General features: G+C 74.1%; 23 protein-coding genes. 13 read left to right on the top strand and 10 right to left on the bottom strand.

Features of this window, described 5'->3' with window-relative positions:
- Positions 1 to 140: 140 nt before the first annotated feature.
- The 7 genes from AB0K09_RS08895 (at position 141) to ispG (ending at position 9,431) form a co-directional block, all read left to right on the top strand.
- Entirely contained in the window at positions 141 to 761 is a 621-nt protein-coding gene (locus AB0K09_RS08895; protein ID WP_366064606.1) for a nucleotide disphospho-sugar-binding domain-containing protein, read from the top strand.
- 45 nt (positions 762 to 806) lie between these two features.
- Positions 807 to 1,016 carry an MbtH family protein gene (locus tag AB0K09_RS08890; protein WP_366064605.1) on the top strand — a complete coding sequence of 70 codons (210 nt, stop codon included), beginning with the start codon at positions 807 to 809 and terminating at the stop codon, positions 1,014 to 1,016.
- A gap of 306 nt (positions 1,017 to 1,322) precedes the next feature.
- Positions 1,323 to 1,694: a 4'-phosphopantetheinyl transferase superfamily protein gene (locus AB0K09_RS08885; protein ID WP_366064604.1), complete on the top strand. Its 372-nt coding sequence runs from the start codon at positions 1,323 to 1,325 to the stop codon at positions 1,692 to 1,694.
- A 51-nt stretch (positions 1,695 to 1,745) separates the two neighbouring features.
- Positions 1,746 to 5,420, top strand: coding sequence for an ABC transporter ATP-binding protein (locus AB0K09_RS08880; RefSeq protein ID WP_366064603.1), 3,675 nt, complete (start codon positions 1,746 to 1,748; stop codon positions 5,418 to 5,420).
- The gene (locus tag AB0K09_RS08875) at positions 5,417 to 6,400 is read left to right on the top strand and encodes a 4-hydroxy-3-methylbut-2-enyl diphosphate reductase (RefSeq protein ID WP_366064602.1); all 984 of its coding nucleotides are present in this window, start codon (positions 5,417 to 5,419) and stop codon (positions 6,398 to 6,400) included. The genes AB0K09_RS08880 and AB0K09_RS08875 overlap by 4 nt, the downstream gene beginning before the upstream one ends.
- 53 nt (positions 6,401 to 6,453) lie before the next feature.
- Positions 6,454 to 8,301 (top strand): 1-deoxy-D-xylulose-5-phosphate synthase, encoded by a 1,848-nt coding sequence (locus AB0K09_RS08870; RefSeq protein WP_366064601.1) that lies wholly within the window; start codon positions 6,454 to 6,456, stop codon positions 8,299 to 8,301.
- Positions 8,295 to 9,431 carry a flavodoxin-dependent (E)-4-hydroxy-3-methylbut-2-enyl-diphosphate synthase gene (gene ispG, locus AB0K09_RS08865; RefSeq protein WP_366064607.1) on the top strand — a complete coding sequence of 379 codons (1,137 nt, stop codon included), beginning with the start codon at positions 8,295 to 8,297 and terminating at the stop codon, positions 9,429 to 9,431. Before AB0K09_RS08870 ends, ispG begins: the two co-directional genes overlap by 7 nt.
- Positions 9,432 to 9,454: 23 nt before the next feature.
- On the opposite strand, the gene AB0K09_RS08860 is transcribed toward ispG, so the two are convergent.
- The 8 genes from AB0K09_RS08860 to AB0K09_RS08825 all read right to left on the bottom strand — a co-directional run bounded on the left by AB0K09_RS08860 (position 9,455) and on the right by AB0K09_RS08825 (position 16,549).
- Positions 9,455 to 10,312 (bottom strand): LuxR C-terminal-related transcriptional regulator, encoded by an 858-nt coding sequence (locus AB0K09_RS08860; RefSeq protein ID WP_366064600.1) that lies wholly within the window; start codon positions 10,310 to 10,312, stop codon positions 9,455 to 9,457.
- A 189-nt stretch (positions 10,313 to 10,501) separates the two neighbouring features.
- Positions 10,502 to 11,170 carry an enoyl-CoA hydratase-related protein gene (locus tag AB0K09_RS08855; protein WP_366064599.1) on the bottom strand — a complete coding sequence of 223 codons (669 nt, stop codon included), beginning with the start codon at positions 11,168 to 11,170 and terminating at the stop codon, positions 10,502 to 10,504.
- 32 nt (positions 11,171 to 11,202) lie between these two features.
- Positions 11,203 to 12,825 carry an AMP-binding protein gene (locus AB0K09_RS08850; protein ID WP_366064598.1) on the bottom strand — a complete coding sequence of 541 codons (1,623 nt, stop codon included), beginning with the start codon at positions 12,823 to 12,825 and terminating at the stop codon, positions 11,203 to 11,205.
- An 11-nt stretch (positions 12,826 to 12,836) separates the two neighbouring features.
- A complete protein-coding gene (locus AB0K09_RS08845; RefSeq protein WP_366064597.1) occupies positions 12,837 to 13,256 on the bottom strand; it encodes an acyl-CoA thioesterase in 420 nt (139 codons plus the stop codon).
- The gene (locus tag AB0K09_RS08840) at positions 13,243 to 13,764 is read right to left on the bottom strand and encodes a holo-ACP synthase (RefSeq protein WP_366064596.1); all 522 of its coding nucleotides are present in this window, start codon (positions 13,762 to 13,764) and stop codon (positions 13,243 to 13,245) included. Before AB0K09_RS08840 ends, AB0K09_RS08845 begins: the two co-directional genes overlap by 14 nt.
- On the bottom strand, positions 13,740 to 14,690 hold the full coding sequence (locus tag AB0K09_RS08835) for an acyl-ACP desaturase (RefSeq protein WP_366064595.1): 951 nt from the start codon (positions 14,688 to 14,690) through the stop codon (positions 13,740 to 13,742). The genes AB0K09_RS08840 and AB0K09_RS08835 overlap by 25 nt, the downstream gene beginning before the upstream one ends.
- Entirely contained in the window at positions 14,687 to 14,989 is a 303-nt protein-coding gene (locus tag AB0K09_RS08830; protein WP_366064594.1) for a hypothetical protein, read from the bottom strand. The genes AB0K09_RS08835 and AB0K09_RS08830 overlap by 4 nt, the downstream gene beginning before the upstream one ends.
- Before the next feature lie 189 nt (positions 14,990 to 15,178).
- Positions 15,179 to 16,549 (bottom strand): MFS transporter, encoded by a 1,371-nt coding sequence (locus AB0K09_RS08825; RefSeq protein ID WP_366064593.1) that lies wholly within the window; start codon positions 16,547 to 16,549, stop codon positions 15,179 to 15,181.
- Between the two features lie 371 nt (positions 16,550 to 16,920).
- Here AB0K09_RS08825 and AB0K09_RS08820 point away from each other — a divergent pair, with 371 nt between their 5' ends.
- The 6 genes from AB0K09_RS08820 (at position 16,921) to AB0K09_RS08795 (ending at position 23,997) form a co-directional block, all read left to right on the top strand.
- Positions 16,921 to 18,627: a fatty acyl-AMP ligase gene (locus AB0K09_RS08820; RefSeq protein ID WP_366064592.1), complete on the top strand. Its 1,707-nt coding sequence runs from the start codon at positions 16,921 to 16,923 to the stop codon at positions 18,625 to 18,627.
- A gap of 84 nt (positions 18,628 to 18,711) precedes the next feature.
- On the top strand, positions 18,712 to 18,978 hold the full coding sequence (locus AB0K09_RS08815) for a MoaD/ThiS family protein (RefSeq protein WP_366064591.1): 267 nt from the start codon (positions 18,712 to 18,714) through the stop codon (positions 18,976 to 18,978).
- 6 nt (positions 18,979 to 18,984) lie between these two features.
- Positions 18,985 to 19,818 (top strand): acyl-CoA thioesterase, encoded by an 834-nt coding sequence (locus AB0K09_RS08810; RefSeq protein WP_366064590.1) that lies wholly within the window; start codon positions 18,985 to 18,987, stop codon positions 19,816 to 19,818.
- Complete coding sequence (locus tag AB0K09_RS08805; protein WP_366064589.1) at positions 19,815 to 21,518, top strand: acyl-CoA dehydrogenase; 1,704 nt, start codon at positions 19,815 to 19,817, stop codon at positions 21,516 to 21,518. Before AB0K09_RS08810 ends, AB0K09_RS08805 begins: the two co-directional genes overlap by 4 nt.
- A gap of 23 nt (positions 21,519 to 21,541) precedes the next feature.
- Positions 21,542 to 21,805 carry an acyl carrier protein gene (locus AB0K09_RS08800; protein WP_366064588.1) on the top strand — a complete coding sequence of 88 codons (264 nt, stop codon included), beginning with the start codon at positions 21,542 to 21,544 and terminating at the stop codon, positions 21,803 to 21,805.
- The gene (locus AB0K09_RS08795) at positions 21,802 to 23,997 is read left to right on the top strand and encodes an acyl-CoA dehydrogenase family protein (RefSeq protein ID WP_366064587.1); all 2,196 of its coding nucleotides are present in this window, start codon (positions 21,802 to 21,804) and stop codon (positions 23,995 to 23,997) included. Before AB0K09_RS08800 ends, AB0K09_RS08795 begins: the two co-directional genes overlap by 4 nt.
- A gap of 37 nt (positions 23,998 to 24,034) precedes the next feature.
- Here the strand turns inward: AB0K09_RS08795 and AB0K09_RS08790 are convergent, their stop codons facing one another.
- Entirely contained in the window at positions 24,035 to 24,328 is a 294-nt protein-coding gene (locus tag AB0K09_RS08790; protein ID WP_366064586.1) for a hypothetical protein, read from the bottom strand.
- Positions 24,325 to 24,534 carry a hypothetical protein gene (locus tag AB0K09_RS08785; RefSeq protein ID WP_366064585.1) on the bottom strand — a complete coding sequence of 70 codons (210 nt, stop codon included), beginning with the start codon at positions 24,532 to 24,534 and terminating at the stop codon, positions 24,325 to 24,327. The genes AB0K09_RS08790 and AB0K09_RS08785 overlap by 4 nt, the downstream gene beginning before the upstream one ends.
- Positions 24,535 to 25,024 lie beyond the last annotated feature (490 nt).

Raw genomic sequence — 25,024 nt, 5'->3', positions numbered from 1 at the left:
TAGCAGGGGTCGAAGGCCAGCACCTCGTCGCCCGGGTCGCACAGCGCGAGCAGCGCGGCCGCCAGCGCCTCGGTGGCCCCGGTGGTCACCAGGACGCCGACGGCACCCCCGCGCCGGTCCTCCTCGGCTTCAGCCCGCACGTGCTCGAACCCGCCGCCGACTGGCCCGAGTGGGTGCACCCCACCGGCTTCTGGATGCTGCCCGGCCGCCCGGGCTGGCAGCCCTCCCCGCGGCTGCTGCGCTTCCTGGCGGAGGGCGAGAAGCCCGTCTTCCTCGGCTTCGGCAGCCACCTGGGCCTCGACCCGGAACGCACCGGACGCGCGGTCGTCGAGGCCGTGCGCCGCACCGGCGTCCGCGCCGTCGTCGTCACCGGCTGGGGCGGCGTGGTCATCCCCGACCCGCCGGAGACCGTGCTGGTCGAGGAGGAGATCCCCTACGACTGGCTCTTCCCCCGCGTCCGCGCGGCCGTCCACCCCGGCGGCACCGGCACGCACAACGCGGCCCTGCACGCGGGCATCCCGCAGGTGATCGTCCCCTTCCAGAAGGAGGGCACGATGTGGGCGAACCACCTCCACCGGCTCGGTGTCGCCCCCGCGCCCGTCAAGCACGTCGACCTCACCGCGGACACCCTCGCGGACGCCCTCCACCAGGCGCTCACCGACCCCGGCATCGCCCGCACGGTCGCCCGCCTCGCACGGGACATGGCCCCGGAGGACGGGGCCGCGAACGCGGTCCGCGTGCTGGAACAGATCGTCCCCTGACCCACCGCGCCCACCCACCACCACACGCACAGCAAAGGCGAGGACATGACGAACCCCTTCGAGAACCCCGACGCCCGCTACCTGGTCCTGGTCAACGCCGAGGGCCAGCACTCCCTGTGGCCCGCCTTCGCCGAGGTACCGGCGGGCTGGGACGTGGCCCTCGCCGAGACCGGCCGGCAGGCCTGCCTCGACTACATCGAGGAGAACTGGACCGACATGCGTCCCAAGAGCCTCGCCGCGCAGATGGCGGGCTGACCCCTTGACCTCCCCCCGCACCCCGCACCGCGGGCCGTTCCCCCGCGGCCGGCTGACGGTGGTGTGGGGGGCGGCCGCGCCCGGGGAGGAGCGGCGTGCCACCCACGCCGCCCTCCTCCGCGCCGCGGCCCGGGGGGGGTGGCGGGGCGGCCCCCCCCCCCCGCCCCCCGCGGCGCGGCGGCCCGGGCCAGGGGCCCCCCCGGCGCCCGCCACCGGATCGCCTACGAGCCCGGCGGCCGGCCGCGCCTGGCCGGCCCCGCCGCCGCCCTGCACATCAGCCTCAGCCACAGCAGGGGCGTGGGGGCGGTGGCCCTGAGCACGCACCGGCACGTCGGCGTGGACATCGAGACCGTCCGCCCGTTCCCCGCCGTGCCGCTGGCGCGGCGCTGGCTGGACGAGGCGGCCGCCGACTGGATCGCCCGCGCCCCCCGGGACGCGGCGGCCCGCGCCTTCCTGTGGCTGTGGACGCAGAAGGAGGCCGTCGGCAAGGCGCACGGCCACGGTCTGCGCGACGGCGGCCTCACCCGCCGGATCCCCGCCCCCACCACCTGGCCGGCACCGCCGGACGGACGGCTCGTGCCGCTCCCCGACGACCCGGCGACGGCCTGCGCCGTCCTGCCGACCGGCAGCGCGGGGCACGTCCTGGCCGTCGCCGTGCGTGACGCGCCCACCCCCTGAACGACCCATGGACCCATGCGATCAGTCAGACCCGAGGAAGGGAGCCGGCCCGTGGCGGCACGCGACCACGCCGGAGGAGGGGCCCGGGGCGGCCCGCTGCGCCGGCTCGGCGGCTACTGCCTGCGCCATCGCGCCGGCCTGCTGCTCTCGCTCCTCGGCGCGCTCGGCGCCTCGGCGGTGGGCGTGGCCGTCCCCCTGGTCACCAAGGTCGTCGTCGACGACGTCATCGTCCGCGACGCCCGCCCGGTCACCCCGTGGATCGCCCTGCTCGTGGCCGCGGCGCTCGCCTCGTACGTGCTGACCTTCCTGCGCCGCTACCACGCGAGCCGGCTCGCCGCCGACGTCCAGCACGACCTGCGCACCGCGGTGTTCCGCTCGGTCTCCCGGCTGGACGGGCGCGGCCAGGACCGGCTCAGCACCGGACAGCTCGTCGGCCGGTCCACCAGCGACCTGAACATGGTGCACGGCCTGGTCTCACTGCTGCCGGCCACCGTCACCAACATCGCCACGCTCGTGACGTCCGTGACCGTGATGACCGTCCTGTCGCCGCGCCTGACCCTGGTCGCCGTCGCCATGACGCCCGCCCTGTGGTTCATCGCCCGCCGCAGCCAGCCCCGGCTGCTGGCCGCCGCCTGGGAGGCCCAGGACCGGGCGGCCGCGGTGGCCGGCGTCGTGGAGAGCTCGGTGGCCGGCATCCGCGTCGTCAAGGGCTTCGGCCAGGAACGGCAGGAGCTCGCCCGGCTCACCGAGGCGGCCCGCCGGCTCTTCGCCGGCCGGGTACGGCTGCTGCGGCTCAGCGCCCGCTACGGGCCGGTGCTCCAGGCCGTCCCCGCCCTCGCCCAGGTGGGCGTCCTCGCCCTCGGCGGCTGGATGGTCAACCGGGGCGAACTCACCGTCGGCACCTTCGTCGCCTTCTCCGCCTACCTCGCCCAGCTGGTCGTCCCGCTGAGCATGCTGGTCGGCCTGCTCACCGCCGGACAGCAGGGCTCCGCCGCCGTCCGCCGCGTGCTGGAGCTGGTCGACACCCGCCCCGGCCTGAGAGAGGGCACCCGGGAACTGCCCCCGGCCGTCCCCGTCGGCGTCGAGTTCGACGACGTCACCTTCGGCTACGACCCGGCCCGGCCCGTCCTCGACGGCTTCTCCCTGAGCATCGCCCCCGGCGAGACCGTCGCCGTCGTCGGCCTGCCCGGCTCCGGCAAGTCCACCCTCGCCCAGCTGCTCGCCAGGTTCTACGACGTCGACGCCGGAGCCGTCCGCGTCGGCGGCACCGACGTCCGCGAGCTCACCTTCGACGCGCTCCGCGGCGACCTCGGCCTCGTCCCCGAGGACACCTTCCTCCTCGCCGGCACCATCCGCGAGAACATCGCCTACGCACGGCCCGGCGCGAGCGAGGAGAGCATCCGTGCCGCCGCCCGCGTCGCCCAGGCCGACGCCTTCGTCTCCGCCCTGCCCGACGGCTACGACACCCTCGTCGGCGAACGCGGCCAGACCCTCTCCGGCGGCCAGCGCCAGCGCATCGCCCTCGCCCGCGCCCTGCTCGGCGAGCCCCGGCTGCTGGTCCTCGACGACGCCACCTCCGCCGTCGACACCCGCGTCGAGGCCGCCGTCAACGACGGCCTGCGCGAGGTGCTCACGGGCCGCACCGCCCTGGTGATCGCCCGCCGCCGCTCCACCCTCGCCGTCGCCGACCGCGTCGCCGTGCTCGACGGCGGACGGCTGGCCGACACCGGCACGCACGAGGAACTCCTCGACCGCTGCCCGCTCTACCGCACGCTCTTCGCCGCCTCCGGCGACCCCGCCCGGGAGAACGCCGGCCCCCCGGACACACCCCCCACCGCCCCGGCGCCCGCGCGAAGCCCCCGCCCCGCCGCGCCGCCCGCCGGCGGGGACGACCCCCGCGACCTCCCCGGTGTGGACGAGGCCGCCGCCCTGCGCGACACCGGCGGCGCGTTCGGCCTGCGCCATCTGCTGCACGGCTTCTGGGTCCCGTTCGCCGTGGGCCTGCTGCTGGTCGTCGCCGACGCGGTCGGCGGACTGACCCAGCCCTACACCGTCCGCCAGGGCGTACAGGGCGCCGTCGCCGACGCCGCCCCCACCGCGCTGTGGCTCGCCTGCGCCGGGGCCCTGGCCCTCGCGCTGCTGCGCTGGACGACCCAGTGGGGCGCCCTGCGCGTCACCGGACGCACCGGCGAACGCGCCCTGTACGCCCTGCGGCTGCGGGTCTTCGCCCAGCTGCACCGGCTCGGGCTCGACCACTTCGAGAAGGAGGCGGCCGGCCGGACCATGACCCGGGCCACCACCGACGTCGACTCCCTGTCCGTCTTCCTCCAGACCGGGCTCATCTCCTTCCTCGTCAGCCTGCTCACCCTCGTCGGCGTCCTGGCGGCACTCCTGCTCATGGACGCCCGGACGATGCTGTTCGTCCTGCTGACCCTGCCCCTGCTGTACGCCGCCACCGCCGTCTTCCGCCGCCGCTCGGTACGCGCCTACCAACTGGCCCGCGAACAGACCGCCGTGGTGGGCGGCGCCCTGCAGGAGGGCGTCGCCGGGCTGCGCCTGGCCCAGGCCTTCCGCCGCGAGGAGGCCACGGCCGAGCGCTACGCCGGGCACAGCGACGACTTCCGCCGGGCGCGGGTGCGCGCGCAGTTCCTGATGGCCCTGTACTTCCCGCTCATCCAGTGCGTGGCGTCCCTGCTGGCCGCCCTCGTGCTGGCCCTGAGCGCCGGGCGGGTCGCCGACGGCTCCATGACGGTCGGCACGCTCGTCGCGTACCTGCTCTACCTGGAGCTGTTCTTCACGCCCGTCCAGCAGATGTCCCAGCTCTTCGACAGCTACCAGCAGGCCATGGTGTCCCTGGGCCGCATCCGGGAACTGCTCGAACTGCGCAGCAGCACGCCCGAGGCCGCCGCCCCCCGGCCGGTCGGCCCGCTGCGCGGCGAGATCGTCTTCCGGGACGCGCACTACCGGTACGCCGCCGCCGACGGCAGCGGCCCCGGCGGGGCCGGGCTGACCGGCATCGATCTGCACATCCCGGCCGGCCAGCGGGTCGCCTTCGTCGGCGAGACCGGCTCCGGCAAGTCCACGCTGCTGAAACTGGCCGCGCGCTTCTACGACCCGACCGCCGGCGCCGTCCTCGTGGACGGAACGGACCTGCGCGAGCTGGACCTGACCGGATACCGGCAGCGGCTCGGCGTCATCCCCCAGGAGACCTACCTCTTCACCGGCACCGTCCGGGACGCCATCGCCTACGGACGCCCGGACGCCACCGACGCCGAGGTCGAGGCCGCCGCCCGGCGGACCGGCGCCCACCAGGCCATCACCGCGCTCGACGGCGGCTACGGGCACCGGATCGCCGAAGGCGGCCGCAACCTCTCCGCCGGCCAGCGGCAGCTGATCGCCCTGGCCCGCGCCGAACTGGTGCGCCCCGACGTCCTGCTCCTCGACGAGGCCACCTCCGCCCTGGACCCGGCGACCGAGGCCCTGGTCAACGAGGCCACCGAACGGCTCACCACCCGCCGCACCGCGCTCATCGTCGCCCACCGGCTGACCGTCGCCGCCCGCGCCGACCGCGTCGTCGTCCTCGACGGGGGCCGGATCAGCGAGGACGGCACGCACGAGGAACTCCTGGCACTCGGCGGCCGCTACGCCCGCCTCTGGCAGGCCCACCAGGCCAGGTCCGCACCGGAAACCTCCCCCACGCCCGCTCTGCAAGGAAGGCACCCATGAACCGTCACCAGCGCATCGTCCTGGCCGAGCCGAGAGGGTTCTGCGCGGGGGTGCGCCGCGCCATCGGCATCGTGGAGCGGGCCCTGGACCTCCACGGCGCACCCGTCTACGTCCGCAAGGAGATCGTCCACAACCACCACATCGTCGAGGAGCTCCGCAAGCGCGGCGCGGTCTTCGTCGACAGCGAGGACGAGGTGCCCGAGGGCGCGGTCTGCGTCTTCTCCGCCCACGGCGTCTCCCCGGCCGTCCGCGCCGGGGCCACGGCCCGGAACCTGGAGGTCATCGACGCCACCTGCCCGCTCGTCTCCAAGGTGCACCAGGAGGCCGTGCGCTACGCCCGCGACGGACACGTCATCCTGCTGGTCGGCCACGCCGAGCACGAGGAGGTCGAGGGCGTCCGGGGCGAGGCCCCCGAGCGCACGATCGTCGTCGAGAGCACCGAGGACGTCGAACGGCTCGACCTGCCCGCGGACACCCCCGTCGCCTATCTGACCCAGACCACCCTGTCCTTCGACGAGACCGCCGTGGTCGTCGAGGCCCTGCACCGCCGCTTCACGGACATCGCCGGCCCCAACGGCGACGACATCTGCTACGCCAGCCAGAACCGGCAGAACGCCGTGAAGTCCCTGGCCCGCGCCAACGACCTCGTCCTCGTCGTCGGCTCCCGCAACTCCAGCAACTCCATCCGCATGGTGGAGGTCGCCCGGGAGCACGGCTGCGCCGCGCACCTGGTGCCCGACGCCACGCACCTCGACCCCGGCTGGCTGGAGTCGGTGTCGAGCATCGGCGTCAGCGCCGGGGCCAGCGCGCCGGAGGTCCTGGTCCGCGGCCTCGTCGAGCGACTGGCCGCCCTCGGCTACACCGACGTCCAGGTCGACGACGGCGCCGCCGAGGACGTCGTGTTCGCCATGCCCGCCCGCCTCGCGGACCCGGTCACCGGCCGGATCCCGCGCACGCCCCTGGCCGACGAGGCCAGATGACCACCGAGACGACCGCGTCGGCCACCGGGCCGACCACCGAGAGGGGAAGCGCCATGACGTCACTCCCAACGCCTCCGCCGGCGCCGGCCGCGCCCGCCCCGGAACCCGGGCCCGCGGTGCCGCACGCCCCCGCCGGCCTGCGGGACCTCACCCCCGCCGAGTGCGCCCGGCTCGCCGCGGACATCCGGCGGTTCCTGGTGGAGAAGGTCTCCCGCACCGGGGGCCACCTCGGACCCAACCTGGGCGTCGTCGAGCTGACCCTCGCCCTGCACCGGGTGTTCGACTCCCCCCGGGACACCATCCTGTGGGACACCGGCCACCAGACGTACGTCCACAAGGTCCTCACCGGCCGGGCCGGCGCCTTCGACACCCTCCGGCAGCCCGACGGGCTCTCCGGCTATCCGTCCCGCGCCGAGTCCGCGCACGACGTCATCGAGAACTCCCACGCCTCGACCGCCCTGTCCTGGGCCGACGGCCTGGCCAGGGCCCACCGGCTGCGCGGCGTCACCGACCGCGCCGTGATCGCCGTGATCGGCGACGGCGCGCTGACCGGCGGCATGGCCTGGGAGGCCCTCAACAACCTGGCGGCCGCCCCCGACCGGCCCGTCATCGTCGTCCTCAACGACAACACCCGCAGCTACGCCCCCACCGTCGGCGGCCTCGCCCGCCACCTGGACCACGCCCGGACCGCCGGCCCCGGCGCCGCGCCCGGCGTCTTCGAACAGCTGGGCATGGCCTACCTCGGCCCCGTCGACGGACACGACCTCGCCGCGACCGAGGACGCGCTGCGCCGGGCCAGGGACCTCGGCCGGCCGGTCGTCGTGCACTGCGTCACCGAGAAGGGCCGCGGCCACGCCCCGGCCGAGCAGGACGAGGCCGACCGCTTCCACGTCGTCCGCGCCCGCCCCGCCGCCGCCCCGGCAACGGCCCCCGCGCCCGCCGCGTCGCCCGCCTGGACCTCCGTCTTCGGCGAGGAGCTCGCCGCGCTCGGCGCCCGGCACCCGGAGCTCGTCGCCCTGACCGCGGCCATGCTGGAGCCCACCGGCCTCGACGAGTTCGCCCGCCGCTTCCCCGACCGCACGGTCGACGTCGGCATCGCCGAGCAGCACGCGGTCACCGCCGCCGCGGGCCTCGCCCTCGGCGGCGCGCACCCCGTCGTCGCCGTCTACGCGACCTTCCTCAACCGGGCGTTCGACCAGCTGCTCATGGACGTCGCCCTGCACCGCGCCCCGGTCACCTTCGTCCTCGACCGGGCGGGCGTCACCGGCGACGACGGCGCCTCGCACAACGGCATGTGGGACCTGTCGCTGTTCCAGCTGGTCCCCGGGCTGCGTGTGGCCGCCCCGCGCGACGAGATCACCCTGCGCCGGGCCCTGCGCGAGGCCGTGGCGGTCGACGACGGCCCGACCGCGCTGCGCTTCCCCAAGGGCCGCGTCGGCCCCGCCATCCCGCCCGTCGACACGATCGCCGGCATGGACGTGCTGCACCGGGACGGCCCGGAGGACGTCCTGCTCGTCGCCGTGGGCACCATGGCCGGCCCCTGCCTGGACGCGGCCCGCCGGCTCGCCGCGTCCGGGACGGGCGTCACCGTCGTCGACCCCCGCTGGATCAAGCCCGTCGCCCCGGCCCTCGTCGAACTCGGGCTGCGCCACCGCACGGTCGTCACCGTCGAGGACAGCGGCCGCGCCGGCGGCACCGGCGCCGCGATCGCCCAGGCCCTCGCCGACGCCGGCGCCCGCACGCCCGTCCGCGTCCTGGGCGTGCCGCAGAAGTTCCTGGCGCACGGCAGGCGCGAGGACATCCTCGCGCGCGCCGGGCTCACCGGCCCCGGCATCGCCCGCGCCGCCGCCGAGGCCCTCACCCTCCACCCGGGCGCCCCGACAGCAGAGAGGACATCATGACGGTCTCCCTCGGCACCCCGACGGTGCCGCCGGCCACCCTCGGCACCCGCCGCACCACCCGCCAGCTCCAGGTGGGCGCGGTGGGCGTGGGCAGCGACCACCCGATCGCCGTGCAGTCCATGACCACCACGGTCACCGCCGACGTCAACGCGACGCTCCAGCAGATCGCCGAACTCTCGGCGGCCGGCTGCGACATCGTCCGCGTGGCCTGCCCCTCCCAGGACGACGCGGACGCGCTGGCCGCCATCGCCGCCAAGTCGCCGATCCCCGTGATCGCCGACATCCACTTCCAGCCGCGCTACGTCTTCGCCGCCATCGACGCCGGCTGCGCGGCGGTCCGGGTCAACCCGGGCAACATCAAGCAGTTCGACGACAAGGTGAAGGAGATCGCGAAGGCCGCCTCCGACGCGGGCACCCCGATCCGCATCGGCGTCAACGCCGGCTCCCTGGACCGCCGCCTGCTGGAGAAGTACGGCAGGGCCACCCCCGAGGCCCTCGTCGAATCCGCCCTGTGGGAGGCGTCGCTCTTCGCCGAACACGGCTTCCACGACCTGAAGATCTCCGTCAAGCACAACGACCCGGTCGTCATGGTGCGGGCGTACGAACTCCTCGCCGAGTCCTGCGACTACCCCCTGCACCTGGGCGTCACCGAGGCCGGCCCCGCCTTCCAGGGCACCGTGAAGTCCGCCGTGGCCTTCGGCGCGCTGCTGCGCCAGGGCATCGGCGACACGATCCGGGTCTCCCTCTCGGCGCCGCCCGTCGAGGAGGTCAAGGTCGGCGACCAGATCCTCCAGTCGCTGGGGCTGCGCCCGCGCAAGCTGGACGTCGTCTCCTGCCCGTCCTGCGGCCGCGCCCAGGTCGACGTCTACAAGCTGGCGGCCGAGGTCACCGCGGCCCTGGAGGGCATGGAGGTGCCGCTGCGGGTCGCGGTGATGGGCTGCGTCGTCAACGGCCCGGGCGAGGCCCGGGAGGCCGACCTCGGGGTGGCCTCCGGCAACGGCAAGGGCCAGATCTTCGTCGAGGGGAAGGTCATCAAGACCGTCCCCGAGTCGAAGATCGTCGAGACCCTCATCGAGGAGGCCCTGCGCCTGGCGGATGAGCGGGGCCTGCCGGTCCCGGAGGGGGTCTGACGGAGTCCGGGGACCCCGGACCGCTAGGACGCGTGCGTCCTCGGCTGGAGCCACCCGCGCTGCACGGCCAGTGCCCCCGCCTGGAAGCGGCTGCGCGAACCCAGCCGCCGCATCAGCCCGTTGGCGATCCGGCGGGCGGTGCGCGGCGAGACGCCGAGCCGGTGGGCGACGGCCTCGTCGGTCAGCCCCAGGTAGAGGCACTCCAGCACCGCCCGCTCCTGGGGCGTCAGCCCCGCCGCGTCCCGGCGCGGGACCGTGCCGACGGGGGAGGCCGACGCCCATACGTGCTCGAACAGTGTGATCAGCGCGGACAGCACGCCCTCCTCCCGGAACACCGTCGCGCCCTCCTCGCAGCCGTCGGCGCCGGCGGCCACCACGGCGCACGAACGGTCCAGAATGATCATTCTGGCCGGAAGTAAAGGGGCCGTTCGCACCTCGCCGCCATTGCCCGTCAGCCGCTCGATGTGCGCCATGCCCGCGGGGTTGTCGCGGACGCTGTTCAAGTGCACTGTCCGCATTCGGACACCGCGGGCGAGCAGTTGATCGGCGAGTGGTTCGGCGGCGCGCAGGCTTTCCCCGGAATGCGCGCCGCCCGGCGCGAATGCCCTCACTTCGTGCTGGACTTTCCGCGTCAGCACGGCGAGCTTTTCGCCGATCCCGTCGGCGCCGACGAACTGCCCGCCGCCCGCGCCCGGCGCCGTCCGGCCCGGCTCCGCGGGCTTGACCAGCGCGAGTTCACTGAGCAGGTCGAGTGCTTCGCACACTTCCTCGCGGGACATCCCCGTCATCCGGCTGAGCACATCGATCCCCGCACCGGGAAGTGCGAGCATCGCCCGGTAGAGCACCTCGGCTCGCGAGTCGATGCCGAGTGGTTCCAGCATGCCTGGCTCCTTCGCTATGGCTCGAATTGATCATGCCATAAGCGTTCCGGCCGCCCTCCGGACGAAAGGACGAAGGGGCCCTGGAGAGTGCCCGGATTCTTTGTCGATGCGCGGAAAATGCCGCCGCCCCGGTCTCTCCTCGGGGCGGAGGAGAGACCGGGGCGGCGGGGCTTCCCCGAAAGGGACCGGTCAGCCGGTGATCGGCGTGCGCAGCGACGCGAGCGCCTCCGCGTACAGCATCTCCTTGATCTGGGCCCGGGCCGGGTTCGCCTTGCCCGCGAGCGGCCGCGCGAGCTCCACCGCGGTGGCGAGGAGCTCCTCGGCGCTCGCGACGGCGTCGACGATGCCCGCGGCGAGCGCCTGCTCGCCGCCGTAGCGGCGGCCGGTGGTCATGGCCTCGTGCGCGGCCGCCGGCGTCAGGCGGGCGCGGATCAGGTCCGACATGCCCTGCTGGAAGGAGAGGCCGAGATCGACCTCCGGCAGGCAGAAGTAACCCCGGTCCGCGCGCATCACGCGCGTGTCGTGGGCCAGCGACCACATGGCGCCGGCGGCGAACGTGTGCCCGTTCAGCGCGGCGACCGTGACCACCGGCGAGGCCAGCGTGCGGGCGAGCAGGGCGTGGACGCGGTCCAGGTAGGCCACGGCCTGCTCGCTGTTGGCGCCCATCCAGTCCAGGTCGAGCCCGTTGGACCAGAACTTGCCGCTGCCCGCCGTGACCAGGGCCCGGGGCCCCGGCGCGGCCTCCACCTCGTCGAGCGCCGACTCCACCGCCGCGAGCCAGTCGGGGTGGAACCGGTTCTCGTCGTCGGGGTCGAGGTGCAGAACGAAGACCTCGCCGTCTCGCTCCAGCTTCGGCATGCAATAGCTCCTATCGGATTCCTGAGGACCCTTTACGAATCGGCGGCCGCAGCGGGGGAGCCCCCGGCCGGGGCCAGGGTCAGCCCCTCCAGCTCCCCGCGCTCGTACGCCCGGGCGATGGCACGCCGTTGCAGCTTTCCGCTGCTGGTGCGGGGCAGCTGGCCGGGGCGCAGATAGTGCACGTCGGTAGCCTGCACCGTCACCCCGATCGTGTGCGTGAGGTGCTCCACGATCCGTGCCCGGCTGCCCGCGACGTCCTCCCGCGCCGGGCGGTCCACCTCGGCGAGGACGACGATGTCCCCGCCGGTCTGCACGACGGCCGTACGGCCCTCGCGCACGAACGGCAGTCGCTCCAGCGCCTGTTCGAAGTCGGAGGCGAAGTAGCTCTGGCCGTTGACCTTGATCCGGTCGCTGATGCGGCCGGTGATGAACAGCTCCCCGTCGTCGAGGAACCCGATGTCGCCGGTGGCGTAGAAGCCGTCGTCGCCGGTGAGGGGCTCCGTCTTCGTGTAGTACGAGGAGGCCAGGCTGCCGCCGGCCAGCTCGATCTCGCCCAGCTCGCCCTCCGCGCACACCCGGCCGTCCTCGGCGCGCAGGCGCACGGTGAACTCCGGCATCGGCCGGCCCACCGAGATCGCCGGCAGTCCCGAGGGCGAGGTCGCGGTCCGGATCTCGCTGCCGACGGGACGGCTGGAGACCAGCAGCACCGCCTCCGCCATGCCGTAGCAGGGCATGAAGACGTCGCGGCGCAGGCCGGCCGGCGCCATCAGGTCGAGGAACGCCTCCAGGTTGGGCAGGTTGATGGGCTCGCTGCCGAGGTAGATCGACCGCATCCCGGACAGGTCGATGCCGGCGAGCTCCTCCGGGTCGGTGTCCTGCATCAGCTTGAGCGAGTAGTCGATCGCGAAGTTCGGGATCACGGTGCCGACGGCACCCTCCCGGGCCATGTGCTCCCACCAGCCCCGGGCGTCGAAGAGGAAGGTCAGCGGCTCGCCGAGCAGCAGGTCGCAGCCGACCGTGAAGCAGGACAGCATGCCGCCGACCAGGCCCATGTCGTGGTAGAGCGGCAGCCAGCTGCTGACCCGCTCCTCGGGCCGCCGGCCGTCCGTGCGGGTGATCATGGCGAGATTGGCGCGCAGCCGGTCCTGCCGGACCGGGATGCCCTTGGGGAAGGACGTGGAGCCGGACGAGAACTGCACGAAGGCGAGCTCGTCCCCGGCCGGGGTCCGCAGCCGGGCGCCCGGCCGGCGGATGTCGTCCGGGGGCAGCGGCAGGGCGGGCGCGGGCAGGTCGACCACGGCCAGGCTGGGCACCCGCAGCACGCGGGCCGCACCGAAGTGCCGTGCGACGCGGCCGATGAACTCCTGGTAGGCGTCCTTCGGCGTGTTCATCACCAGGGGCTTGACGGACAGCGGCACGGCGCCGATCTCCATGAGGCCCAGGAACGAGAAGATCACCGCGGCCGAGGTCTCGAAGGGGAACAGCACCCGCGTCCCCGCCTCGACCCCCTGCTCGCGGAAGAAGTCCGCGTACGCCGCGATCCGCTCGGGGAACTCCCGGTAGGCGACGAACTCCGGCGGGTCCCCGTACTTCTCGTACAGGTACAGGCCCCGGCCGGGCGGGCACTCCTGGTTGCGCTGGATGTACTCGAGCACCGCGCCCCCTCCTATTCCACGGTCTCTTCGGTACGGGCGGCCGCGTCCGGGGCGGCGGCCGCGAGGAAGTCCTGCAACGAGACGAGGCAGCGCTGCCCAGCGTCCAGAAAGGCCACGGTCACCAGGGCGTCCACCGCGACCTTGTCCGCCGCCCGCGGAAGGTGGATCCGCTGCCGGAAGCAGGCCCGGAAGGTCATGCCGTCCTCGTCGAACTCCTCCGGCGACGGGGAGGCGAGGACGGTGTGCACCTCGACGTCGCCGCGCGGGATCTCCGCCAGATAGTCGATCTCGGTGCGGGCGACCACCGCGATCAGCCGGTCGCCGTGCACGAGGCCCTGCCGGCCGAGCCAGTCCCACCGGCCGGCCTCCAGGAACTCGAGCGCGACCGCGTTGTTCACATGCCCCAGGACGTCGAGGTCATTGGGGCGCACCGGCAGTCTGAGCCGGGACTCGCCGAAGTACACGTCGTATCCCCCGTCGGATCGTGCGTCGGAACGTGTGGAGCGTGCTGGGCAGGCGTGGGTCCGCCGAGGTCCCGCCGGTGACGATGACCACGGAGGACACGAAGCCGCCGCTGTGCGAGAGGGAGACACTCACCCGGAGACGGTGCCGGGCCAGATGGTCCGCCAGCGGTCCCCGGGCGTGGAACCGTGGTGCGCCATGACGGTCGTGGACCAGCTCGGCATCCGTCCAGAACCAGGTCTCGCCGGCCGCCGGAAGCGCCTTGAACAGGGCCTCCTTGGCCGAGAAGCCGCCCGCCAGGCTTTCCGCGGGAGACGTCGCCGACGCGATGCGGCGCAGCTCCGCGGGGGTGAAGAAGACGCCGGGCTCCTTCAGGGCCGAGGCGCCCTCCACCTCGCTGACCAGCTGGAGGTCGTGCCCCAGACCGACCGGCGCCCCGGCGGGCGGGCCGGTCAGCTGCCGACGAGGTCCATCCACGTGTCCTCGACCTCTTCCCGGGAGTGGGTCTCGATCCCGGTGATCTTCTTGAGGGCGCCGCAGATGAGCTGTTCCTTCTTCTCCAGCGCCTCGGGACGGAAGTCGGTGCCGGCCGTGTCCAGGTGGTCCCACCAGTTCACGTGCGTACCGCGGTCCTCCCGCTTGTCGCGGGCGCTGCCCTGGAGCTCTCCGTCCTCGCGGAGGAAGAGATGGGCGACGGCGAAGGCGTCCTTGGCGTGGTACTCGCCGCTGTCCACCAGCGCCTTGGCGAACGACACGAAGTAGTTGCGGTGCTGGATCTCGTCGGCCGCGACCTGCTTGAAGATGCGGCGCAGACCCGGGTCCTGGATGACGTGCTGGCACTGGCCGTAGTTCACCGCGGCCGTGATCTCCGAGATCGCCAGCAGCACCAGGGTGCGGAGCATGTCGTCGTCGGGGAACACCTGGCGGAAGGCCAGGAAGGTCTCGTCGGAGATCGGCTCCATCCCGCTGAGGTCGGCCAGCCGGTTGAAGACGGTCTCGTGGTGGGCCTCCTCCTCGTTCCAGTAGCGGCTCCAGGTGCCGCACGCCTCCATGATCGCCGCGACCGTGGGGTTGGTCTCCTGCCAGCGGCGGACCTCCGCTTCCGCCTGGCGCTCCAACCGGTCGGCTCCCGGCTTGGTGGTCAGCTCGGCCCGGCCCGCGTTCCAGACGAGGTTGCGGTCGAGCGGGGTGAGACTGTCCAGATCGACGTCCGCCAGCATCTCCACGACGCTCCACCGGCGGGACTCGTGCAGCCGCTGCTGCTCCCAGACCACGTCCACCAGGGACATGCCGCGCACGGTCAGCGCGTCGTGGAGGTCGGTGATGATCGCGGGCGGTGCGGTGGCGGCGGCGGGCCGGCGCAGGGCGGGGCGCGCGGGGCTGCCGGTCTCGGTGATGCTCACGCGGCCGCCTCCTTCGCCTTCGCCTGCCGCTCGAATTCCTCGAGGAAGACCTTCAGCACGGTCGACGTCGGGGTGTCGAGCGGAAGTGCCGGAAGGCGCACCTTCACGCCGTAGTCCTTGCGCAGGGCGTTCGCGGTACGGGCGAACGCCTCCATCAGATCGATACTGTTGGTCATTCGTGGGCTGCGACTGATCAGCGCGGCCAAAGTCACGTCGTCGGCGAATAGTTGCTCTTCTGAGAGGCCCGCATGCTCGGCGAACTTCTGCCGGATGTAGGGCTCCACTCCAGGCGTCACCATGGTCGAAATCGTACAAGCCGAAGAGTCCGGCGGCCAAGTGACTGTAATCACACGGTAGTTGGCGCAATTCCGCTTCGGTCCGGGTGCGCGCGGAACCCGTGAAATCGTTTGTTACGCAAGGCCGTTGAGCGAAATATTCCGTTAACGCGGCGCGGTGCGGCCCGGAGAATTACCGGGACCGCGCATTCCCTATACGGAAGCGGACGCGGAGGCGGAAGCGGCGGCCGCGCGGCGCGGCACGGTCACGGCCGTGAGCAGGGCGACGGCGAGCGCGAAGCCGATCGCGAGGTACCAGGTGTCCCGGGCCCCGCCGAGCGCGTCCCGGCCGGCCGCCGTCAGGATGGAGACCGTCAGGGCCGTGCCGAGCACGGCACCGAGCTGGCGGAAGGCGGCGTTGGCCGCGCTCGCGGTGGCCAGCCGGCTGGGCTCGACGCCCGCCAGGGCCACCGCCCCCAGCACCGGCCAGACCAGGCCCGCGCCGGCGCCCATGACGGCCGCCCCGGGCAGCCAGTGGGTGGCGAAGTCGGGGCTCTGGCCGCCGCCGTGGAAGAGCAGCAGGGTCCCGCCGATGTAGACGAGGCAGCCCGCGATGACGACCGCGCGGTCGCCGAACCGCTCGGCCAGCCGGCTCGCCGGCTTGGCGACCAGGGCCGTCGCGATGGGCGGCGGAGTGGTGGCCAGCCCGGCGTGGATCAGGGACCAGTGCCAGTGGGTGGTCAGGAAGAGGATGTTGTTCAGGATGACGGCGTAGAAGGTCACCGAGAACAGCATCGACCCGATGTTGCCGCCCACCGCGCTGCGGGAGCGCAGCAGGTCGAGCGAGACGACCGGGGCCGGATGGCGCGCGCTGCGCAGCGCGACCGCCACCGCGAGCAGCGCCCCGGCGGCCAGGCAGCCGACGGTGGCCGGGCTCGCCCACTCCCAGTCCGGGCCCTTGACCAGGCCCAGGGCCAGCAGGCCGAGGGCGGCCCCGAGCAGCACCGCGCCCAGCACGTCGGGCGTCGCGCCGCCGCGTTCCCGCTGCTCGGTGAGGTGCCGGGTGGCCCACACGGCGACGATCCCGATCGGGATGTTCACCAGGAACACCGCCCGCCATGTCCAGTGCTCGGCGAGCAGGCCGCCGAGACCCGGGCCGATGCCGGCGGCCAGCGCGCCGGCCGCCCCCCAGACCGTGATCGCGACCAGTCGCCGGGCCATCGGGAACATCGGCATCAGCAGCGCGAGGGAGGTCGGCACCAGGATCGCGGCGCCCACGGCCTGCACCAGCCGCGCGCCGATCAGGACCTCCGCGGAGTTCGCGATCCCGCACACCGCCGAGGCGACGGTGAACGTCGCGAGGCCCACCGCGAACGACCGCCGGCAGCCCAGCCGGTCGGCCACCCGCCCGGCGGGCATCAGCAGCGCGGCGATCACCACGTTGTAGCCGTTGAGCACCCAGGACAGGGTGGGCAGGTCCGCGTCGGAGAACGTCTTGGCGATGTTGGGGAACGCCACGTTCACGATGGTGCTGTCCAGGAACGCGACGAACGCGCCGAGACAGCACAGCAGAACCAGCTTCACCGGAGGCTTCGCGGCAGGTATGCCGCCCGCGTCCTTTCCGGACGACTCCGCCGCTTCCGCAGCGTCCGCCGAACCCGCCGAACTCCCCGCACCCGCCGCCATATCCACGCCCGCCCCCCGGCACGCCTTCATGAGCTGATCACGATGCTCGTTGTTACTCGCGAGTGTCAACCCCCGTCCCGATTTCCGGAACGTGCCCCCGGCATGTGAGTGAAGAAGGTCGTTGACCGCCCCGGTTCTCGTTGTCAGACTGCTCGCCTGAGTACGTACCGGGGGCAAGTACAGGGCAAGTACGGGGGAAGGCACGGGGGTTGAAGGGTTCATCCTGGCGCGCGCCGGAAGGCTTCGCGCGAATACTGCACGAGCGGGCGATGCGATCGCCCGATGCCGTCGCTTACCGGTTCGTCGACGAGGACGAGTCGGCCGACCAGATCACCTACGCGGAACTCGACACCCGCGCCCGGGCCGTCGCGACCGGGATCCTCGGCGCGACGGGCAACCGGAACGATCCCGTCCTGTTGCTCTACGCACCGGGACTGGACTATCTCACCGGCCTGTTCGGCTGCTTCTACGCGGGCGTGCCCGCCGTACCGGCGTTCCCGCCCGACCCGACGCGCCTGGCGCGCACGGTGCCCCGGCTCGCCGCGATCATCGAGGACAGCGGCGCGGACACCGTGCTGACCACCTCGGACATCGCGCCGTTCCTGGCCGGAGGGCTCACGCCGGCCACGGCCGGCCGCGCCCTGCGACTGCTCGCGACCGACACCATCGCCGACGGCGCCGAGGACGCCTACGCGGGCGCGGCCGGCGGCCCGGACGGTCCCGCCCTGCTGCAGTACACCTCCGGCTCGACCTCGCTGCCGCGCGGCGTCATGCTCGGCCACGCACAGCTGATGAGCAACTGTGCCGAGATCGCGCGCGGCTTCGGCATGCACGAGGGCAGCTCCGGCGGCCTCTGGCTGCCCCCGTACCACGACATGGGCCTGATCGGCGGCATCCTCACCCCGCTGGCCTCCGGCATCCCGGTGACCCTCATGTCGCCGGTGACCTTCCTGCGCCGCCCGCTGTCCTGGCTGCGCATGGTCTCCCGCTACCGCGCGACGATCACCGGCGCCCCGAACTTCGCGTACGACCTGTGCGTACGCCGCGCGACGGACGCCGAGGTGGAGCAGCTCGACCTGTCGGGCGTCGAGCTCACCTTCACCGGCGCCGAGCCCGTGCGCGCCGATACGCTCGCCCGGTTCACCGAGCGCTTCGGCCCCACCGGCTTCCGGGCCGCGTCCCTCTACCCCTGCTACGGGCTCGCCGAGGCGACGCTGTACGTCACCGGCGGCACCCGGCTGGGCGGCTGGCGTGCCCTGGAGGTCGGGCGCGAGGCGCTCGAACTGCACGGCACGGCCCGGCCGGCCGCCCCCGGCGAGCCGTCCCGGACCCTGGTGGGCTGCGGCGCCCCGGGACCGGGGACGCGGCTGAGGATCGTCGACCCGGCCACCCGCGAACCGCTGGACGACGGCGCGGTCGGCGAGATCTGGATCGACGCGCCGGGCGTCGCCGCCGGCTACTGGCGCCGCCCCGAGGAGACCGCGGCCGCCTTCGGCGCGACCACCACGACCGGCGAGGGTCCTTTCCTGCGCACCGGCGACCTCGGGTTCCTGCGCGACGGCGAACTGTTCGTCGCCGGCCGGTCGAAGGACCTGATCGTCGTCAACGGGCGCAACCACCACCCGGTCGACATCGAGCGGGTCTGCGAGGCGTCCGTCACCGGCATCCGCCGCAACTGCGGCGCCGCCTTCGCCGTCGAGGACGAGGCGGGGGCCGCCGAACGCCTGGTGCTGGTCTACGAGGCCGACCCCGGCGACGAGGAGCGCTACCGGACCGCCATCGACGGCATCCGGCGGGCCGTCTCCCTCGAAGTGAACGTCCCGCCGCACGGCGTCGTCCTCGTGCGGCCGCGCACCATCCCCAAGACGTCGAGCGGAAAGGTGCAGCGGTGGCTCGCCCGCCGCCAGTACCTGGCCGGCGAGCTCGACGAACTCGCCCGCTGGCAGGCCCCCGCGCGGCCGGCCCCCGTGGCCTGACACCCCGGCCCGGGCGCCTCTCACGGGCGCCCGGCACGGGCTCGAACACCTCACCACCGACCGGACCGACGAAGGGACCGGACAATGATCGTCAAGGTCAGGGGCGTCCTGCTCCGATTCACCGAGTACGACAACGACATCGAGGTCGACGGCGCCACCGTGCGCGAGGGCCTCACCGCGCTGACCGAGCGCTACCCGCGGCTGAGCGAGGTGCTCCTCGACCGCGAGGGCAGCGTCCGCGCCACCCATCTCATCGCCCTCAACGGCGAACAGCTCTCCGCGGCCGAGCTGGACCGCGAGGCCGCCGAGGACGACCGCGTCGACATAGTCACCGCGGTGTCGGGGGGCTAGGCACCGATGCCGCGCAGCTCCACCTACGAGCTCGTGCTCGACGCGAGCCTGTTCACCCCGGCCGGCCTCCAGCCCACCGCCGTCGGCCGGCTCGGCTTCCAGGCCGGCACCCGCTGGATGCGCGACCACGTGTGCAGCCACCGCACCCTCGTCGCCGAGCACCGCGTCGGCTTCGTCCTGTGGGCCTGGCAGCTGGAGTACGAGGAGCCCCTGCGCTTCCTCGACGCCGACGAGGCACGGGTCGACGTGCGCGCACGGGTGCGCGGACCGCGCTCGTCCCAGCTGGAGACGGAGCTGACCGTGACGGGCCCGGCCGGCGTCGCCGTCCGCGCCCGCGCCACCTCCGTCCCCCTGCGGCTCACCGGCGACCAGGCACTGTCGGGCGCACCGACGGTGCTGCCGGACGCGCTCGTCGCCGCCTTCCACGACGACGAGGTCGAACGCTCGCCCGCCCTGTCGCCCGTGCCCGCGCTGCGCGCCGCCCTCGAACGCGAGGGCGAGCGGCTCGCCGAGGAGACGACGACGTTCCGCGTCCACCGCCACCACTGCGAGGTGGCCGACCAGTGGTACTGGGCCGAGTCCCTCGGCTTCGCCGGCGGCGCCCGGGAGGAGTGCGTGCGGCGGCACGGCAAGGCCGTCCCCGGACTGCGCCGCTCGCTCGCCGACGGCGTCCGCCGGGTCGACGCCCTCTGGCTGCGCGCCGGCCAGCTGTGGGACCTGCTCGACGTCCGCACCACCGCCTACCGCCACGGCCCCGGCCTCGTCTTCGTCCACGAGCTGGGCCCCGCGGAGGACGACGGCCACGGCGGACCGTACGCGATCGTGGTGGAGCACGCATGACCGAGACCCTGACGGCCGTGGCGCCGCTCACGACCTTCGAGGCCGCCGCCGGCATCGAGCGGATGCTCGGCTGCCCCTTCGACCCCGCCACCGGGATGTCGCTGGAGCGCGGCGTCCTCGCGGACGACCGGGAGACCGAGCCGACCGCCGCCTACGAGGCGGCCTGGGCGGCCGGTCTGCACGAGCACCTGGTGCCCGCCGCCGAGGGAGGCCGGCTCACCTCCTTCGAATCGCTGCTCGCCGTGGTCCGGGCCGCCTCCCGCCGGGAACTCGCCGTCGCGGTCGGCCTCGGCTCGACCCTCCTCGCCACGGCACCGGTGTGGATCTGGGGCGACGACGCACAGCGCCGCAGGGTCGCCGAGCTCGCGCTCGGCCGGGCCTGGGGCACCGCCGGCATCAGCGAGGAGGCGGCCGGCAGCGATCTGCTCGCCACCGCGACCCGCGCCACCCCCGTCGCCGGCGGATACCGGCTCGACGGCCGGAAGTGGCTGGTCGGCAACGGCCGGCGGTCCTCCTTCGCGACCGTCCTCGCCGCCTCCGAACCGTCCTTCGGACTCTTCCTGCTCGACTTCGAAGCTCTGGGCGGCGACGGGGTGCGGCGGCTGCCGAAGATCCGCACCCACGGGCTGCGGGGCCACGACCTGAGCGGCTTCACCCTCGACGACGTCCGCGCCGGCCCCGACGCCGTCATCGGACGGCCCGGGCGCGGCGTCGAAATGGTCTCCGGCATGCTCCAGTTCACCCGGACCCTCGTCGGCGGCAGCAGCCTCGGCGCGGCCGACACGGCCCTGCGCATCGCCCTGCGGCACGCGCGGGGGCGCACGCTCTACGGCAGGCCGGCGCTGGACCTGGCGCCCGTCCGCTCGCTGGTCGCGCGTGCCTTCGCCGACGTCCTCGTCGCCGAGTGCACCGCCCTCGCCGCCGCCCGCGGCCTCGACGTCGCCCGGCAGCGGATGCCCCTGTGGTCCGCCGTCGCCAAGTACGTCGTACCGCGGCTGTGCGTCGACGCCGTCGAGACCTGCGCGGAAGTGCTGAGCGCCCGCTCCTACCTGCGCGAGGGCATCGCGGACGGCGCCTTCCAGAAGCTGGCGCGCGACATCGCGATCACCCCGGTCTTCGAGGGCACCCAGCTCGTCCAGCTCGACACGGTCCGCGCCCAGCTCGTCAGCGGGGCGCGCCGGCGCGGCACCGACGCCGGACTGCCCCTCGCCGCGCTGTTCGCCTTCGGCGAGCCGGTCCCGCCGGTGGCACCCCGCGACCAGCGCCCGTCCCTCACCTACGGCGGTGCCGACGAGGTCGTCGACCACCTCGGCAACGCGGTGGCGGCCCTGGGGGAGGGCGAACTCGCCCCGCTCGCCCGCCGGCTGCTCGCCGTGCGCGACGAGACCCGCGAGACGCTCCGCCGGCTCGGCACCCTGCGCACGACCGAGGCCTACGAGGCGGCCCGCCGGCACTGTCTGGTCCACGCGGGCGCCTGTGCCCTGCACACCTGGCTGTGGCGCCGGGAGGCCCTCGGCGGCCTCGCGGCCGACCCGGCCTGGCTCTCCCTCGCGCTGCGCCGCGTCCTGGACCGGCTCGGCACCCCCGCCGCGCCCGACCCGGAGGCCGAGGACCGGCTCGTCCGCCGGCTCGCCGGGCTCGACGACGACGACCGGGCGTTCTCGCTCGTCCCGCTCCGGCTGGCGCCGCAGCACCGCTGACCCTTGAACCCCAGGAGGACGCCATGACCCCCCACCACGACCCCGCCGCCGACCCCCGTGCCTGGCTGTCGTCCCTGACGGCCGAACTCCTCGGCCTCCCCGAGGGGATACCCGCCGACCGGCCGCTCGGCGAGATCGGCATCGACTCGCTCACGGCCGCCCAGCTCTCCGTCGAGGTCGAGGAGCGCACCGGCGCCACCATCCCGCTGGAACGCTTCCTCGGCGACGAGACGATCGCCGACCTGGCCCGTGAGCTGGCCGCCTCCCAGGAGGTGGCCCGGGCATGACGCCCCGAGCACACGCGGCCGACGTCATGAACCGGGCCACCGCCCCCGGTCACCGCACCCTCGACGCGGAGATCGAGGAGATCCGGCGCGAGGCCCGCCGCCGCTTCGGACGCTTCGTCCTGGAAACGGCCAACCCCGGCACCCACTACCGCAACAAGGAGCGCCGGCCGCTCGGCAAGCACGTCTTCGAACAGGCCGGTGACCTGGGGCTGCTGCGGTTCTCGCTGCCGCCCGGGATCGGCGGCGAGGGCCGGGACAAGCTCGCCTGGGGCGTGACGGTCGAGGAGATCGCCCGCCTCTCCCAGGACCCCGGCTTCGCCGTCCTGCTCGACATCAGCGTCGAGATCACCGAGCTCATCCTCTCCAGCGGCACGCCCGAGCTCATCGAGACGTACGTCCCCGGCCTCGCCTCCGGCCGGCTCTTCGGCGTCCAGGGCGCCTACGAGAGCCGGGACCCGTACGACTACGCGTCCACCGCCCGGCTGGAGGGCGACACCTGGGTGCTGAACGGCGCCAAGCGCTTCCTCGCCGGCGCCCGCTTCGCCGACCTGTTCATCCTGTTCCTGCGCGACGAGGCGTCCAACGACATGCTCGCCTTCCTCGTCGAGAAGGACGACCCGGGCGTCACCCCCGTCCACATGGACACCATGGGAATGAACACCATGGGCCTGGGCCAGGTCCTCCTGCACGACGTGCGGCTGCCCGCGTGGCGGCTGGTCTGGCGCGCGGACGGCCTCAGCGAGCTCAACACCTATGCACGCATCCGCCGCACGATGAGCGCCTGCGGCGTCCTCGGCGCGCTCGACCACGTCATCGACGACTGCGTCACGTCGCTCGCCACGCGCCGCCGCGGCGGCCGCCGCCTCCTCGACCACACCAACGTCGAGCGCTCGGTCGGCGAGATGCGCATGCTTTTGCAGAGCGCCCGTGCGAGCGTCTACCGCGCCCTCGACGGCACCCGCACGCCCGACCGCGACCCCCACTTCGACGAACTCGCCACGGTCGCCAAGCACCACGCGGCCGAGTGCGCGCTGCGCGTCGGCCGGCTGGTCATGGACCTCCAGGGCGGCGAGGCGTACATGTCCGCCTTCCCCTGGGAGCGGTTCGTGCGCGACATCCTGGGCCTCGTCTCCGGCCAGGGCTCCCAGGAGATGCTCCTCATCCAGCTGGGCCAGCGCGCCATCGTCGGCCTGGAGGGCCGGCGGGTGCGGGAGGAGGCCGCGGAACGCGCGGTGGCGAAGCTGACCGACGCGTGGTGGGCCCTGCACGCGGCCGAACGCGACGAGGCGCCGGCGGACGTCCTGACGGCGGCCCGCCTGACCCCCCTCGACGAGCCGGCTCGTGCGGCGGTCACCGCCTTCCTCGACGAGGCGCACCGGAACGCCACGACCCTCCCCCCGCTCCCCGAGGGCCTCGCCACCGGCCGCCCGGCCGAACTCGCCACCGCCGCCCGGGCGTTCCTGGCCTGCGCGATCGCCCACGAGACGGGTCTGCTCACGCATCCGGCCGAGGCGGACCCCGACCTCCTCGAGGCCCTGATGTCGGCGGGCCTCGTCCGCCGCACGCCCGACGGCCGCCACACCGCCGACGAGGCCCTGGAGCGCGTCCTCATCGGCGGCCCCCGCGCGGCGGCCTTCACCGCCCGCCTGCGCCGGGCCCGCCAGGGCGCCGCCCGCTACCGCGCCGGCCAGGGCCCCGTCACGGACCCGGCCCTGCTCCCCGCCCACGGCGACGAGGCCCCGGCTCTGGCCGAAGCCCTGGTCACGGACGTGCTGGGCCGCCTGGAGGGCCTCCCGGAGGTCCTGGACCGCCCCGGCGCCCGGATCGGCTGTGGCGCGGCCGACGCCGGCCGCACGGCCGCCGAACTGGAACGCCAGATCCCGTTCGTCCCGGTCGTCGCGGCGGACACCTTCGAGGACGACCTGGCCCTGGCCTGGCTCCCGGCCCCCGTCACCGCGCACCGGCTCACCACCACGGCGAAGTCCCTGCTCCCGGGCGGCTGGCTGCTCGTCCCCTGCCCCCTCACCCCCAAACGCCCCCTGGCAACGGCGGCGGCCCGCCTGGCCGGCTTCCCACCCCCGCCCCCCGGCGAACCGGAGACCCTGCTGAAGGACGCGGGCCTCACCCATGTCCGCACGGTGTGGGAGGACCCGGCACTGGGCCTGCGACTGGTGGCGGGACGGCGGGCCTGAGGAGCCGGTGCGCCGACCTCGGGGCCCGCACAGGTGTTCAGGCCCCGTCGTCCTGCGGGGAGCGGTCGGCCGCCGAAGCCCGGCTGGTCGCCAGCCAGGATCGCGCGGGTTCGGCGGTCTGCGTGGTGTCCACGGTGAGGTGGAGCCGGGTACCGCCTTCACGGCCGGCCGGGTAGCTGCGTTGCTCGGTGGAATCGAAGCAGCGCCGGAGGACTTCCGCGACGTGGCGGGCGGTCTCGGGGGAGGCGGCGACGATGCGGATGTCGGCGCGCCCCGCCGGGGGCACCGGCTCCGCCGGTTTGGGGGAGGGCGTGGCGCCTGCGGCCGTCATGCCTGCCGCCCGACCGTCTTGCCGGCCGGCTGCGGGAGCAGCTTGTGCGGGTCCTGCTCGCCGGTGAACCGACCCGGGTGCACCGTGTCTCCGGTGACGGGCCCCTTGCGGGGGATCACGGGCCGGAGGGCGGGGTTCACCGTGACGCGGGTGATACGCCCCGGGGCGCGCTCGTCGGCGGTCGTACGGTCGATGGTCACGGTCATGATGCGGACCTGTCCTCGGGCTCGTCGTCTTCCGACTGCCCGGCATTGTGGCTCGCCGGGAACGACACCTGCGTGGAAGCCGGTGTACGGGGTGCTCCCGGTTTCGTCACTCTACTCCGGCCGGTGGCTCCGGGGAGCGCGGACGGGCATCCATCCTGCCGGCGAGCCCGCCGCCGGGCCCGCGGAGTACGGTGAGGGTACTGCGAGCGCTTCGCCCGGTGACTGCCCACGCAGTCCGGACGACGAATGGATGCGCCGAATCCTCGGAGACGGGCGAAAACACCATGACCGATTCCGACACCCCACACGTCCCCGGGCTGCTGCCCGACGCGATTCACGAAGCCGTCAAACCCGGGACGGCCCTGCTGCGCCTGGAGACCACGCAGGCCCGCGGGCCAACGGCGACTTCCTCCAGATGCTCGCCCTGCCGGCGGCCGGCCCGGTCCGCCCGGACAAGGACACCGCCGAGAAGTACGGCCAGCACCCGTTC

Origin of the sequence: Streptomyces sp. NPDC049577 (assembly GCF_040675635.1) — a bacterium.
In the GTDB taxonomy this organism is placed as follows: Bacteria; Actinomycetota; Actinomycetes; order Streptomycetales; family Streptomycetaceae; genus Streptomyces.
Note: the sequence above shows the minus strand (reverse complement) of the source record. Positions and strands in the feature narration are given on the sequence as shown.

What these genes read in the sequence shown, in the direction of transcription:
- AB0K09_RS08855 (WP_366064599.1), bottom strand. Translation starts at nt 11,170, where the DNA reads ATGCCGAAGCTGGAGCGAGACGGCGAGGTCTTCGTTCTGCACCTCGAC.
- AB0K09_RS08815 (WP_366064591.1), top strand. Translation starts at nt 18,712, where the DNA reads ATGATCGTCAAGGTCAGGGGCGTCCTGCTCCGATTCACCGAGTACGAC.
- AB0K09_RS08810 (WP_366064590.1), top strand. Translation starts at nt 18,985, where the DNA reads ATGCCGCGCAGCTCCACCTACGAGCTCGTGCTCGACGCGAGCCTGTTC.
- AB0K09_RS08805 (WP_366064589.1), top strand. Translation starts at nt 19,815, where the DNA reads ATGACCGAGACCCTGACGGCCGTGGCGCCGCTCACGACCTTCGAGGCC.
- AB0K09_RS08875 (WP_366064602.1), top strand. Translation starts at nt 5,417, where the DNA reads ATGAACCGTCACCAGCGCATCGTCCTGGCCGAGCCGAGAGGGTTCTGC.
- AB0K09_RS08785 (WP_366064585.1), bottom strand. Translation starts at nt 24,534, where the DNA reads ATGACCGTGACCATCGACCGTACGACCGCCGACGAGCGCGCCCCGGGG.
- AB0K09_RS08890 (WP_366064605.1), top strand. Translation starts at nt 807, where the DNA reads ATGACGAACCCCTTCGAGAACCCCGACGCCCGCTACCTGGTCCTGGTC.
- AB0K09_RS08795 (WP_366064587.1), top strand. Translation starts at nt 21,802, where the DNA reads ATGACGCCCCGAGCACACGCGGCCGACGTCATGAACCGGGCCACCGCC.
- AB0K09_RS08860 (WP_366064600.1), bottom strand. Translation starts at nt 10,312, where the DNA reads ATGCTGGAACCACTCGGCATCGACTCGCGAGCCGAGGTGCTCTACCGG.
- AB0K09_RS08870 (WP_366064601.1), top strand. Translation starts at nt 6,454, where the DNA reads ATGACGTCACTCCCAACGCCTCCGCCGGCGCCGGCCGCGCCCGCCCCG.
- AB0K09_RS08820 (WP_366064592.1), top strand. Translation starts at nt 16,921, where the DNA reads ATGCGATCGCCCGATGCCGTCGCTTACCGGTTCGTCGACGAGGACGAG.
- AB0K09_RS08790 (WP_366064586.1), bottom strand. Translation starts at nt 24,328, where the DNA reads ATGACGGCCGCAGGCGCCACGCCCTCCCCCAAACCGGCGGAGCCGGTG.
- AB0K09_RS08800 (WP_366064588.1), top strand. Translation starts at nt 21,542, where the DNA reads ATGACCCCCCACCACGACCCCGCCGCCGACCCCCGTGCCTGGCTGTCG.
- AB0K09_RS08830 (WP_366064594.1), bottom strand. Translation starts at nt 14,989, where the DNA reads ATGGTGACGCCTGGAGTGGAGCCCTACATCCGGCAGAAGTTCGCCGAG.